We start from the raw sequence: 13075 nt of genomic DNA, 5'->3' as shown, positions 1-13075 counted from the left end.
GATGTTAAGCAATGGAGGGCGAAATGCCGGCATCACCTAACAAGCTCAAAAGACACTTGGCAGGAAAGAACCTTCAGATTGGCCTTTGGCTAAACTTGGGGGACGTGTCCGCAACCGAAATTGCTGCGGCTGCTGGATTTGATTGGTGTCTGATCGACGGCGAACACGCGCCCTATGATCCCGTCACCATCCAAAATCAGCTGCGCGCAATGGCTGCGTTTGACAGCGAACCTGTTGTCCGCGTCCCTGTTGGTGAAGATTGGATCATCAAGCAAACCCTTGATATTGGGGCGCAAAGCTTGTTGGTTCCGATGGTGGATACGCCGGAACATGCGCAACAAATGGTTGCGGCTACACGGTATGCACCTGAAGGACGGCGTGGCATGGGGGCTGCCGTAGCACGGGCATCTGGCTGGGGTCGCAATGCTGACTACGGTGCGAATATCAACGATGAGATTTGCTTGATCGTGCAGGCCGAAACCCGTCTTGCAATGCAGAATATCGACCAGATTGCAGCCGTCGAGGGCGTGGATTGCGTCTTTATTGGCCCGGCGGATCTTTCCGCTGATATGGGCCATCGCGGCAATCCCGGCCATCCTGAGGTGAAAGAAGCCATTGCCGATGGCATCGCACGCATTCTGGCTGCCGGTAAGGCTGCAGGCATCTTGCATTACGACAGTGCAAACTATGCCTATTATCGTGATCTGGGTGTGACGTTTCTGGGGGTCGGGTCCGAGGCCTCGTTGCTGCGCGCTGCAGTTCAAACAACGCTGCAAGACGCCAGACGGGCAGTTTCGGGCTAAGCTCTCGTAATCACGTGCGACAATGCAGCGCCAAGGGGAGGCTTTAGATTTGCCAGCGCGCGCGCTACATCGGGAACAAGCCGAAAGGACTCAGTATGAGCAAAACGCCCCATTTTCCGCCTCCGCCCCCCATTCCTGAGAAGACCCGCCTGTTCCAACGGACACCTCCAGCGATATTCCCACCAATTATGGGACTGTTCGGGCTGGGCCTGGCATGGCGCAGGGCCGCTGACGGTTTTGGCGTTCCAGGGGCTTTGGGCGATATGATCCTTGGGGCCGTAACTCTGCTTTACCTTTTTGCTATAGCTGCTTATGCGGCAAAGTTCATCCAAAGACCCGCCACTTTCTTTGAGGATCTGAAGAATCCTGCCGGGGCGTGCGGGCATCATTGCGATGGCTTTGTCTGGGTACCTTTTGGCGGCCACAGTGGTTCCTTTTTCAACGCTTTTGGCGGGCGTAATATTCGGCTCGGCGCTGACTGTGCATGTGATTGTGGCGCTGCGCGTCGCCTATACTTTGATCACCGGCCCGGTCGAAGCGCGATCGGTCACACCGGTCTGGCATCTGCTATTCGTGGGGTTCATCATTAGCCCGCTGGCGGCTCAGCCTTTGGGGCTTCACACCTATTCAACCTTTGTGTTCTGGGGATGTCTGGCCATTGCGCTGGCAATCTGGGGCGCAAGCCTTGCGCAGTTTGTCCGTGCAAGCGTGCCCGCGCCCCTTCGCCCACTTCTTGCAATTCATCTGGCCCCGGCAAGCGTGTTGGGAACGGTAGCTTTTCTTGTTGGGCAGCCGCTCATGGGTATATTGCTTGGCCTTCTGGCCGTGCTTATTTCTGCTGTCTTGATCTTGCGCGTACGTTGGTTGACCGAGGCTGGATTCAGCCCGCTTTGGGGGGCGTTTACCTTCCCGCTTGCGGCCTTTGCGACGCTGCTTCAGATGCTGAACCTAGTGGTTACGTCGGACATGTTGCGCATCCTGTCAGGCCTTGTGCTGGTGGCGGCCACACTGATCATCCCACCGATTGCCTACAAGGTGCTGATGATGTGGTCCAAAGGCGTGCTGGCAGTGAAAACCAACGCGGCCCAGGCTTAGTCTTTGGCCTGATCCTCAAAAGCGGGCAGGGTGGCTTGGGCTTTCTTGGTTAAGCTGCCCCGCATCAACGCGTAAGAGCGATGGATGCGGTGGGTCAGTTCATCCTCGCTCGCATCAAAGGGCAGATTCACCCAAGAGCGGTGAAAATAAGGGGCTTTTACGCCTACGCCAGCCTCAATTAGCATGGCTGCGGTCTCAATATCCGGGGTTTTCACGGAAATGCCGGGCGTCTTTGCCCCGATCGCCGCAAAAATCTTACCGCCAATTTTCCACACATCATGGCCGGGGCCGAAGGGTTCGGACCACTCTGCACCCGGAAGCGCGTTACACATTGCTTTCACTTGATCTCGTGTCATGGCGTCACGCTAACAGGCTTGGCAGATGCAGGGAAGGGTGCTAGCGTGCGCGACATGAAACGGACAGTAAAGCCCTTGGGCATCACTATTATTTGCTGCATTACCATCTGAGATACTCAGGCGGGCCGTTCTTCTATTCCATACATGTCAGGAACTTGGTAAGCCCGCACGGGATAATTCTGTGGGAACACATGTGCGCAGACTTGCGAGGACTACATGACGGATATTAAGCTTTACAACACGATGGCGCGGGCGAAGCAGGACTTCACTCCGATCGACCCCAACAACGTCCGCATGTATGTCTGTGGGCCGACGGTCTATGACCGCGCCCATCTGGGCAACGCGCGCCCCGTGGTGGTGTTCGATGTGCTCTATCGCTTGCTGCGTCATGTCTATGGTGACGATCACGTGACCTACGTGCGCAACTTCACCGATGTGGATGACAAGATCAACGCAACCGCCCTGCAACGCAAAGAGGCGGGCGCTGAAGGCACGTTGGAAGAGCTGGTCCACGAGCGCTCAAACGAAACCATCGACTGGTATCTGAACGACATGCGCGCGCTTGGTGCGATGGACCCTGACCAGATGCCCCGCGCGACCGAATTCATCGGACCGATGGTTGCAATGATCGAGGACCTGATCGCCAAGGGGCATGCGTACGAGGCCGAGGGCCACGTGCTGTTCGCAGTCGAGAGCTATGAAGATTACGGCACACTGTCTGGCAGATCCATCGATGATATGGTCGCCGGTGCACGGGTCGAGGTCGCGCCCTACAAACGCAATCCGATGGATTTCGTGCTTTGGAAACCGTCCACGGATGATCTGCCCGGTTGGGACAGTCCGTGGGGCCGAGGCCGTCCGGGCTGGCATATCGAATGTTCCGCGATGAGCCACGATCTACTGGGTGCGTCATTCGACATCCATGGCGGTGGCAATGACCTTCAGTTCCCACATCATGAAAACGAGATCGCTCAGTCAAAATGCGCGCATCCCGATGCTGGCTTTGCGAATTACTGGCTGCACAACGAGATGCTGCAGGTCGAGGGCAAGAAGATGTCCAAGTCCTTGGGCAATTTCTTCACCGTGCATGACCTGCTGGAGCAAGGCGTCCCGGGCGAGGTGATCCGCTTCGTGTTCCTTGGCACGCATTATCGCAAGCCGATGGATTGGACAGAGAAGAAACGGGTTGAGGCGGAGGCGACGTTACGCAAGTGGTATAGGCAGGTTGAGGGTTCTGACCTTCCCACCCGAGTTTCAGAAAGCGTGGAAATTGCACTTTCGGACGACCTGAATACCCCGAAAGCGATTACCGCGCTGCATGGCCTAAGTGATTTATCGGAGCTCTCGGGTCTCAAGGGTGGAATGCAGGTATTGGGGTTGTGGCGCGGTTCTGTTCCGGATTGGGCTGCAGCGCCTACGATAGATTTTTCCGAGATATCCGCACGCTTTTTCAGTTTGCGCGAGCAAGCTATTGAGGAAAAAGACTTCTCGAAAGTTGATAAACTCAAGTCCGATCTGGTTAGTGCCGGAGTGGAGGTTCAGATAACCAAAGATGAAGTCGTTTTGATAGCTGGGCCAAATTTCGACCCCTCAAAACTGGAGGGATTGTGATGCCTTTACTCACTAAGGACAGCGCCCGAGCCTGGGTGGGTGCGAAGCGCCCTCCCGCGGGGAGGGTCGGGCGCTGCCCGGTCTATCATCCGGGCGACGGAGCTATGCTATGACCGAACGCCTCTATCTCTACGACACCACGCTCCGCGACGGCCAGCAGACCCAAGGGGTCCAATTTTCGCTCGCTGAAAAGCACCAGATCACCGAAGCGCTCGACGCGCTTGGGATCGACTATATCGAAGGCGGCTGGCCCGGTGCGAACCCGACCGACAGCGACTTTTTCGACGCGGCGCCCAAGACCCGCGCGACCTTCACGGCGTTCGGTATGACCAAGCGGGCAGGGTACTCGGCTGAGAACGACGACGTGTTGGCGGGCGTGATGAATGCGGGTACCACGGCCGTTTGTCTGGTGGGCAAAAGCCATGATTTCCACGTCACCACCGCGCTGGGAATTACACTGGAAGAGAACGTGGAAAATATCCGCGCAACAATGGCTTACATGGTGCGCGAGGATCGCGAGGCGCTCTATGATGCCGAGCATTTCTTTGATGGCTACAAGGCCAATCCGTCTTACGCGCTGGACTGTGTGAAAGCTGCATACGACGCTGGCGCGCGCTGGATTGTTCTGTGTGACACCAATGGCGGCACCCTGCCGCACGAGGTGCATGACATCACCAAAGCCGTCATCGCGTCGGGCATTCCCGGCGATCACGTTGGCATCCACACGCATGACGACACGGGCAACGCCGTGGCCTGTTCGCTGGCGGCCGTCGACGCAGGTGCGCGCCAAATCCAAGGCACTCTGAATGGGCTTGGCGAACGTTGTGGCAATGCAGATTTGGTCACTCTGATCCCCACGCTGTTGTTGAAAGAGCCGTACGCCAGCCAGTTTGAAACGGGCGTCAGCCGAGAGGCTCTGGCCGGTCTGACCCGCGTGTCGCGTCAGTTGGATGACATCCTGAACCGGGTGCCTGATAAATCAGCGCCCTTCGTCGGCGCCTCGGCCTTTGCGCATAAGGCGGGGCTACACGCGTCCGCGATCTTAAAAGACCCGACCACATACGAACACATCCCGCCCGAAACCGTGGGCAACACGCGCATTGTGCCGATGTCGAACCAAGCGGGGCAGTCCAACCTTCGTGCGCGTTTGGCTGATGCGGGCATCGAGGTCGAAAAAGGTGATCGGCGCCTTGGTGACATCCTGAACCGCGTGAAAGAATTTGAAGATCAGGGATACGCTTATGACGGGGCGCAAGCCTCGTTTGAGCTGGTGGCGCGCGACGTTCTGGGTCAGTTGCCGCAGTTTTTCGAGGTGAAACGCTATAAGGTCACCGTCGAGCGGCGCAAAAACAAGCGCAACAAGATGATCAGCCTGTCCGAGGCTATCGTGGTTGTGAAAATCGGCGATGAAAAGAAGCTGTCCGTCAGTGAAAGCATGGATGAGCGTGGCACGGATCGCGGTCCGGTAAACGCCCTGTCGAAAGCATTGGCCAAGGATTTGGGGCCATATCAGGCGATCATTGAAGACATGCAGCTGGTCGATTTCAAAGTACGCATCACCCAAGGCGGGACCGAGGCGCAGACCCGCGTGATCATCGACAGCGAAGACAGTGCTGGGCATCGCTGGTCCACCGTCGGGGTCAGCCCGAACATAGTTGATGCCTCGTTCGAAGCGTTGCTGGATGCGATCACATGGAAGCTTCTGCGTGACGGGGCCGCTCCGGTATGAGCGACGCCTATGATCCCATCGCTGCCTGCGCTGAACAGGTCTTTAAAGGCGACCCGGATCGATTTCTGGCAACGATGAGCGGTTCACTGGAAGAGCGTAAACGCTTGTTCCCGCTTTATGCATTTAACCTTGAAGTCGCGCGCGCGCCTTACATGTCGCAAGAGCCGATGATCTCGATGATCCGTCTGCAATTCTGGCGCGACGTGGTGACCGCGGCCACTGATGGCACAGAAGCGCCACGGCATGATGTGGCGACGCCGTTGTCAAAGTTGATCATCTGGGGGGATATGCGAGCCGAACCTTTGCTGCGGATCATCGAAGCGCGCGAGGGGGAAGTGCAGGGGGATCGCCCGCAAAATCTGGATGATATTTGCGCCTATCTTCGTGCGACCTCGGGTGCATTGATGCTGGCAGGTGGTCAGCTTTGCGGCATGACCGAATTTGCAGGTGATCACGAAGTTGATACAGCCTTGGAAGATCTGGGCGAGGCTGCGGGAGCGGCCAATTGGCTATTGGCGCAACCTGCTTTGAGCCAAGCGGGTCGTGGTCATGTCACACCAAGCGAAGATACGATCCGTCAGCTATGTGACATGGGTTTGGAGCAGTTCAAATCCGCCCATAAAATTCTTGATCGCCAAGGCAACCCCGCATTGCGTAGCGCATGGCGGGGGCGGTCGATTTTGGCGCAAGCCGCCAAGCAACCTTCTTTGGTTGCAGAAGGTGCTCTTGGCGGCGCCGAATTCACCCGGCGCGGCCATATGTTGTGGTTGGGCCTGACCCGTCGTTGGTGACGCCACCTGCCAGTCTTTTACCCGATGTGCCAGCGTTGATTCCACCGACGCAGTTCCATTTTCGCAGTCTTGACCCGATCGCAATCACGCTGCCGTTCGGTGCGGATCGTAGGTTTCTGACCTTCGGAATGACGGTCCATCCGAGTTGCGGTTCGGAATGAAGATGAAAGTATCGAGAGCATTGGCGTTCTCCTTCTCAATGTGTTTCTGCACTTAAAATAAGCTTGAAATGCTCTTTCAGGCAAAGCAGTATGATTTCCATAGTGTAAGTTGAGGTTACATAATGGATTGGAGATCTCTGCCGTCCTTGGCCACGTTGCGCGCTTTCGAAGCCGCAGCGCGCCATCAGAACCTAAGCGAGGCTGCACGTGAACTGAACGTCACCCATGCCGCCATCAGTCAGCACGTGCGCCGGCTTGAGGAAGAACTGGGCGAGGCGCTTTTGATGCGACAAGGTCGGGGAATGGCGTTGACGGATGCGGGGCGTTTGTTGGCGGATGCGCTGAGCAACGGGTTTACAACAATCAAAGACGGGGTCGACCAAATCAGGCAGCGCGGTTTGGACAGGGCGGTCCAGATCTCGGTGACGCCTGCATTTGCATCCCATTGGCTGATGCCACGGATCGGCGCGTTCTGGGCTGAGTTCCCTGAGGTCACGATCAACATCAACCCCAGCATGGAATTGATTGATCTACGCCGGGATGGGGTCGACCTTGCGGTGCGCTATGGCGACGGAAATTGGCCGGGGCTTGAGGCCGAGCTTTTGACGGATGGCGAATTTGTGGTCGTGGCACACCCGGATCTTGTGCGCGGGCGGCAGGTGGGCAAACTTTCGGATTTGGTTGATCTGCCGTGGGTTATGGAAAACCACATGATGGAACGCCGCCGCATCGTGGAAAAAGAAGGCATTGATCTAAGCGAGGTTGCTCTGACAACCATGCAGACCAGCGGATTGGTCATGTCTGCTGTCACGGCCGGGCTTGGTGTCTCTGTTCAGCCGCGATCTTTGGTGGAAGCACAGGTGGCGGCGGGAACCGTCGTGTCACTTCACCGGTTCACGCAATGCGAGCTGGGCTATTACATCGTTACCAGACCGGGTGGTTTAACCCAAAACGCCGAGACGTTTCGAAAGTGGTTACGGCGTAAAGGGGCTGAGGTCGCGCATTAGCCGGATGGTTCAGCACTCAAGGTCAAACACGATGATGCCGTCGGCACCTCCGACGCACAGCTGACACAGGCGTTCACCCAATGCGTGATGCGTGGGATGCTCCGCATAGTGTTTTTGCGCAGACTGTTCTGAAAATCGAATGACGAAGCCTGCTTGGAAGGCCTGAGATTTCCGTTCAAAATCACGGTTGGGACCGTATTCGAAGCTTAGTACGCCTGGAAAATCCGCACATAAATCTGCAAGGCCCTGCAGGACATTTGATGTTTCGGCTGGATCGGCGTCGGGGCGAATTTGGCAAAAGACGCAATGGATAAACATTTGTTTTCGCCTATCAGTAATCGGTTACGAGGTCAGCGCCGCCGCTTCAGCCGCCAGTTCACGGATTCCGTCCCAATCCCCAGCTTCCACAAGGTTCCCCGGTGCGACCCATGATCCGCCTACGCAAAGCGTGTTGGGCAAAGACAGATAGTCCATCGCATTCTTCAGGCTCACGCCGCCGGTTGGGCAAAAGCGGATTTGGGGCAGGGGCGAGGATAAGGATTTCAAGAAGGGCACACCGCCAGCGGCTTCTGCCGGGAAGAATTTTTGAACGGTATATCCGCGCTCCAACAAGCGCATGCTTTCGCTGGCTGAGGTCGCGCCGGGCAGAAGTGGCAGATCGTTGGCTTCGCAGGCGTCAAGCAGGCGATCCGTTGCGCCGGGGGAAACACCAAAGGTTGCGCCAGCTTTCTTGGCGCGCTCAACATCATCTGACGTCAACAACGTGCCGGCGCCGACCACGCCCCCGTCAATCTGCGCCATCTCAGCAATCACATCCAGCGCGGCCGGTGTGCGCAAAGTCACTTCCAGCGCAGGCAGTCCCCCCTTTACCAAGGCGTCGGCCAGAGGCGCTGCATGGGCCACTTGTTTGACCACCAACACAGGCACAACAGGGGCCAGGCGGCAGATTTTTTCAGCGGCATCACTTGCCATTTCGGGTGTCATATCAATCAGTTCCTTATGAGATCGACGAAGCGCCTTCGGTTGCCGGGCGTGCGGCCCGACGGAAGGTTTCGAAAAGTTCGCGGCCGCAGCCATCGTTGTTGTCGCTGAGATCAACCTGAGCCGCCGGACGGTCGATTGCGCCCTCGGTCAGCACTTCCAAAGTGCCGTTGGTGGCATCAAGGCGAATGATGTCGCCATCTTGGATACGCGCAATTGGCCCACCATCAGCCGCTTCCGGGGCCACGTGAATGGCTGCGGGTACTTTACCCGATGCGCCGGACATGCGCCCATCGGTGACAAGCGCAATGCGCTGACCGCGTGATTGAAGAACGGATAGAACCGGGGTCAGGCCATGCAGCTCGGGCATTCCATTGGCGCGGGGGCCTTGGAAGCGTAGAACAAAGATGATGTCGCCCTCAAGCTCGCCAGCTTTAAAGGCTGTTTTGACGCTTTCCTGATCGTGAAAGATCCGCGCAGGGGCTTCGATGATATGCCGGTCTGGGTCCACAGCCGATATCTTGATCACTCCTTGTCCCAGATTGCCTGACAGTTGCGCCAAGCCTCCGGTTTTCTGGAAAGGGTCGCTGGCAGGGCGTAGGATTTTGTCATTCAGGCTAGCGCGCGGGGCAGGTTCCCAACATACGCGATCGCCATCAAGCTTGGCCTCCTGTGCATAAGCGCTCAGGTCACCTGCATTGGTGGTGGCGTCGGGGTGCAGCAATCCTTCTTCCAAAAGGTTGCCGATCATATAGCCCAGACCGCCTGCAGCATGGAAATGGTTCACATCCGCCAAGCCGTTTGGATAGACACGCGCCATTAGTGGCACCAAGGCGGAAACGTCTGCAAAATCCTCGAGCGTTAGGATGATCCCGGCGGCGCGCGCCATCGCAGGCAGGTGCAGCACAAGATTTGTCGAACCACCCGTGGCCATCAGTCCAACCAGCCCGTTCACAAAGGCTTTTTCATCAAGCACATGTCCAACGGGCGTAAACTGTTCGGTTCCGTGGGCGATCTCAAGCGCACGCCGTGTCCCTTCCGCAGTCAAAGCGTCGCGCAAAGGTGTGTGCGGCGTGACAAAGGATGAGCCCGGTAGATGCAGCCCCATGAACTCCATCAGCATCTGATTGGTGTTGGCTGTGCCATAGAATGTGCATGTGCCGGGGCCGTGATAGGCGGCCATTTCAGAGGCCATAAGTTCTTCCCTCGTGGCATCTCCGGTCGCAAATTTCTTGCGTGTCTCGGCCTTTTCATCGTTCGAGATGCCTGACGCCATTGGGCCCGCAGGCAAAAACAAGGTTGGGATATGGCCAAAGCTGGCGGCGGCAATCATAAGGCCCGGGACGATCTTGTCGCAAACACCAAGGTAGAGTGCCGCGTCAAAGGTGTTGTGGCTCATCGCCACTGCGGCAGCCATGGCAATCACGTCGCGTGAAAACAGGCTTAGTTCCATCCCGGTTTCACCTTGGGTTACACCGTCGCACATCGCGGGCACACCACCGGCCACTTGCGCCGTTGCCCCTTCGTCGCGGGCGATGCGTTTGATTAGGTCTGGGTAGGTCGCAAAAGGGGCGTGGGCCGACAGCATGTCGTTATAGGCGGTGACGATGCCCAGATTTGGCGCACGACCCTTGGCAAGTGTCGCCTGATCCATGCCTGCGCCGGCATAGGCGTGGGCTTGACCCGAACAGCTAAGATGCGCGCGGCGGGGGCCTTCGTCGATCGCACGCGAGATCTTCTTGAGATAAGTGGCACGACTGTCGCGCGAACGTTCGGCGATGCGATCCGTGATGGCGGTAAGGGTCGGATGGGTGGCCATGTGGTGCCTTTCCAAGTGCATTCGATTGCGCGATGCGATCAGGTTATCGTCTTTGCGCCTCTGATAACAGCAAATGGTAGCGCTAACAATAGTCAGTGTTGCCGTTCGGAAAGATTGGTCGAAATTCACCACAGATATTTAAACAAGTGGACTTGGATCTGCGAAGGGCTGCAATTCGCCTTTCCGTTACTGCTGCCACAGGGTAGGGAGGGTCCAACATCCAATCAAATATGGCAGAACCTCTGATGTCTGAGACACCTGAAGACCACACTGACCGCCCCGTTATTCGTCTGAAACCCAAAGCCAATGCGCGGGCCATTCGTCACGGAGCGCCGTGGGTTTATGACAACGAACTGGTCACAGATCGTCGTACCAAAAAGATCCCGGCTGGAAGCATTGCAACGCTTGAGGATGCCGGCCGTGACGTGATTGGAACCGTCGCGGTCACGCCGGAATCGCGTATTTTCGCCCGTATATTGGAACGTGCGCCTGATGTTCAGATCAACAGCGATTGGTTTGAGAAAAAACTACAATCTGCGCTGGATCACCGAAGTCGCTTGTATGACGAGCCGTTTTACCGGCTTGTCCATGCCGAGGCCGACGGGCTGCCCGGCGTCATCATTGATCGGTTTGGCGATGCGGCGGTCATTCAACCGAACGCAGCATGGGCTGACGTGCATCTTGGTCTTTTGACCAATGCCTTGGCGAAGATCACGGGTGTCACAACCATTTTGAAGAATTCAGCGGGCCGCGCACGTCAGCTTGAAGGTCTGGACGCTGAAAATGCAGTACTTATTGGGGATGCCCCAACTGCTCCGGTCCATGTGTCGATGAACGGGGCCACCTATCTGGCGGACCTTACCGGAGGTCAGAAAACCGGCCTGTTTTATGATCAACGCCCCAACCATGCGTTCATGGCCAATCTATCCAAAGACGCCCGTGTGTTGGACGTGTTTTCCCATGTCGGAGGGTTCTCACTGGCTGCACTGGCTAACGGCGCGTCGTCCGCCTTGGCCGTGGATGGATCTGCACCTGCTTTGGCGCTGGCTGAAGGCGGGGCCGACGCCATGGGCGCCTCAGATCGCTTTTCGACACGTCAGGGCGATGCGTTTGATGTGTTGACCGCACTGAACGAAGAGGGCGCGCAGTTTGATGTGGTCATCTGCGATCCCCCTGCATTTGCGCCGTCAAAACGGTCGTTGGAAGCGGGGCTTCGTGCCTACGAACGCGTGGCGCGATTGGCTGCGACGCTGGTTGCGCCCGGTGGCTATCTTGGTCTGTGTTCGTGTTCACACGCTGCCACGATCGAGAAATTTCGCAACGCGTCGATCCGGGGTATCGGACGCGCGGAACGCAATTCTCAGCTGATCCATACGGGCTTTGCGGGCGCGGATCATCCGATGCATCCACAACTGGCAGAAAGCGGCTATCTTAAGTCGATCTTCTTCCGGATCATGCCGTGAAAGTCCTGATCGACGCCTGTGTTCTGTACCCAACCGTCATGCGTGAAATGGTATTGGGCGCAGCCGGGCATGGGTTGTTCACGCCGCTTTGGTCCCCCCGCATCCTTGAAGAATGGGCCCGTGCAACCATCAAGCTTGGGCCAGAGCAAGAAACCTTCGCGCGCGGTGAAATTGCGATTTTAACCGCGCGTTGGCCCAAATCCAGCATCAAGCCGAACGACGGTGTCACAGCGCGGCTTTGGCTGCCCGACCCCAACGATATTCACGTGCTTGCGGCTGCGATCACTGGTGGGGCGGACGTGCTGCTGACGATGAACAACGCAGATTTCCCACGTCATACACTTGCTGAAGAAGACCTGCGTCGCGACGGACCGGACCTGTTCTTGCGCAACCTCTTGGATACGCATCCAGAGCAAATCCAAGAAGTTGCTGAAAAGGTGCTGTCACAAGCGATCACGCTGTCTGGAGAAGACTGGACCATGCGTCGTTTGATGAAAAAAGCGCGTTTACCACGATTGGGAAAGGCGTTGGAGCCCGCAAGCTAGCTCCACTCTGCCTCATTTTTTTCAATTGCTGCAATCCGTTCTGCGGATTTTGGATGGCTCATCAGCCAGGCGGGCATGACACCAGATCGCGATTTGGTCAGCGTATCGAGCTTATCAAACAGGCTTTTCTGAGCATCTGCCCCAATGCCTGATTTGATCAGCAAAGCCGTGGCATAGGCGTCGGCTTCGTACTCGTCGCCTCGGCTTAGCCCAGCGGCCACCAGTTTGGTCAGTATCCGGGCGATATACACGCCAGCTCCGGGCAGAAATCGCGAGATCATCATGGTTAACACGGTGCGCAACGCATTCTGACCCGAAAAGTCGATCATGCGTTTTCGCGCGTGGCCCAAGGCGACATGCCCCAGCTCGTGCGCGATCACGCTGGCCATTTCGTCCGCAGTGACCCGGCCTTGTCGATATTCATCATAGAACCCGCGGGTAATAAAGATCCGTCCATCGGGGGCGGCCAAGCCGTTTACGGGCTGAATTTCATAGATGTGAACGGGGATGTCCGCCAGATCCAGCGTCTTGGCCATCTGGTCGGTTTTGGCTTTCAATACCGGATCTGCCAGCCGGGTAGATTTCGCATCTAGCTCGCGATGGGTGCGCCAGACCGAGAACCGGTACAGGATCAATCCATAGATCAGTGGCAGCAGGATGGGCAAAAGCTTGGTCATACCGCCTATATGGTGGCAAATCACAAGCGATGAAAGG

General features: G+C 57.1%; 13 protein-coding genes. 8 read left to right on the top strand and 5 right to left on the bottom strand.

Features of this window, described 5'->3' with window-relative positions:
* Window positions 1-23 precede the first annotated feature (23 nt).
* Window positions 24-803: an HpcH/HpaI aldolase family protein gene (locus AC0L6A_RS10085; protein WP_473289744.1), complete on the top strand. Its 780-nt coding sequence runs from the start codon at window positions 24-26 to the stop codon at window positions 801-803.
* Between the two features lie 393 nt (window positions 804-1196).
* Entirely contained in the window at window positions 1197-1898 is a 702-nt protein-coding gene (locus AC0L6A_RS10080; RefSeq protein WP_473289742.1) for a TDT family transporter, read from the top strand.
* Here the strand turns inward: AC0L6A_RS10080 and AC0L6A_RS10075 are convergent.
* The gene (locus AC0L6A_RS10075) at window positions 1895-2254 is read right to left on the bottom strand and encodes an MmcQ/YjbR family DNA-binding protein (RefSeq protein WP_473289740.1); all 360 of its coding nucleotides are present in this window, start codon (window positions 2252-2254) and stop codon (window positions 1895-1897) included. The two genes, AC0L6A_RS10080 and AC0L6A_RS10075, sit on opposite strands and share 4 nt — an antisense overlap.
* 216 nt (window positions 2255-2470) lie before the next feature.
* Here AC0L6A_RS10075 and cysS point away from each other — a divergent pair, with 216 nt between their 5' ends.
* From cysS to AC0L6A_RS10055, 4 genes are all read left to right on the top strand, one after another.
* On the top strand, window positions 2471-3865 hold the full coding sequence (gene cysS / locus AC0L6A_RS10070) for a cysteine--tRNA ligase (RefSeq protein WP_473289739.1): 1395 nt from the start codon (window positions 2471-2473) through the stop codon (window positions 3863-3865).
* 109 nt (window positions 3866-3974) lie between these two features.
* The gene (cimA, locus tag AC0L6A_RS10065; RefSeq protein WP_473289737.1) at window positions 3975-5594 is read left to right on the top strand and encodes a citramalate synthase; all 1620 of its coding nucleotides are present in this window, start codon (window positions 3975-3977) and stop codon (window positions 5592-5594) included.
* Window positions 5591-6385, top strand: a complete 795-nt coding sequence (locus tag AC0L6A_RS10060) for a squalene/phytoene synthase family protein (RefSeq protein ID WP_473289735.1) — start codon at window positions 5591-5593, stop codon at window positions 6383-6385. Before cimA ends, AC0L6A_RS10060 begins: the two co-directional genes overlap by 4 nt.
* Before the next feature lie 283 nt (window positions 6386-6668).
* A complete protein-coding gene (locus tag AC0L6A_RS10055; RefSeq protein ID WP_473289733.1) occupies window positions 6669-7553 on the top strand; it encodes a LysR family transcriptional regulator in 885 nt (294 codons plus the stop codon).
* Between the two features lie 9 nt (window positions 7554-7562).
* On the opposite strand, the gene AC0L6A_RS10050 is transcribed toward AC0L6A_RS10055, so the two are convergent.
* The 3 genes from AC0L6A_RS10050 to edd are packed head-to-tail and all read right to left on the bottom strand — an operon-like array spanning window position 7563 to window position 10353.
* Entirely contained in the window at window positions 7563-7871 is a 309-nt protein-coding gene (locus AC0L6A_RS10050; RefSeq protein ID WP_473289732.1) for a Dabb family protein, read from the bottom strand.
* A gap of 24 nt (window positions 7872-7895) precedes the next feature.
* Window positions 7896-8537 (bottom strand): bifunctional 4-hydroxy-2-oxoglutarate aldolase/2-dehydro-3-deoxy-phosphogluconate aldolase, encoded by a 642-nt coding sequence (eda, locus tag AC0L6A_RS10045; protein WP_473289729.1) that lies wholly within the window; start codon window positions 8535-8537, stop codon window positions 7896-7898.
* A 13-nt stretch (window positions 8538-8550) separates the two neighbouring features.
* Entirely contained in the window at window positions 8551-10353 is a 1803-nt protein-coding gene (gene edd, locus AC0L6A_RS10040; protein ID WP_473289728.1) for a phosphogluconate dehydratase, read from the bottom strand.
* Between the two features lie 245 nt (window positions 10354-10598).
* Between edd and AC0L6A_RS10035 the strand changes: the two genes are divergently transcribed.
* On the top strand, window positions 10599-11816 hold the full coding sequence (locus AC0L6A_RS10035; RefSeq protein WP_473289726.1) for an RSP_2647 family RNA methyltransferase: 1218 nt from the start codon (window positions 10599-10601) through the stop codon (window positions 11814-11816).
* Window positions 11813-12361 carry an RSP_2648 family PIN domain-containing protein gene (locus tag AC0L6A_RS10030; RefSeq protein WP_473289723.1) on the top strand — a complete coding sequence of 183 codons (549 nt, stop codon included), beginning with the start codon at window positions 11813-11815 and terminating at the stop codon, window positions 12359-12361. The genes AC0L6A_RS10035 and AC0L6A_RS10030 overlap by 4 nt, the downstream gene beginning before the upstream one ends.
* Here the strand turns inward: AC0L6A_RS10030 and AC0L6A_RS10025 are convergent.
* Window positions 12358-13038, bottom strand: a complete 681-nt coding sequence (locus tag AC0L6A_RS10025) for a M48 family metallopeptidase (protein ID WP_473289721.1) — start codon at window positions 13036-13038, stop codon at window positions 12358-12360. The genes AC0L6A_RS10030 and AC0L6A_RS10025 overlap by 4 nt on opposite strands.
* Window positions 13039-13075: the final 37 nt, after the last annotated feature.

The organism is Aliiroseovarius sp. D2-2 (assembly GCF_055809455.1).
This window is presented reverse-complemented; position numbering and strand designations above follow the sequence as displayed.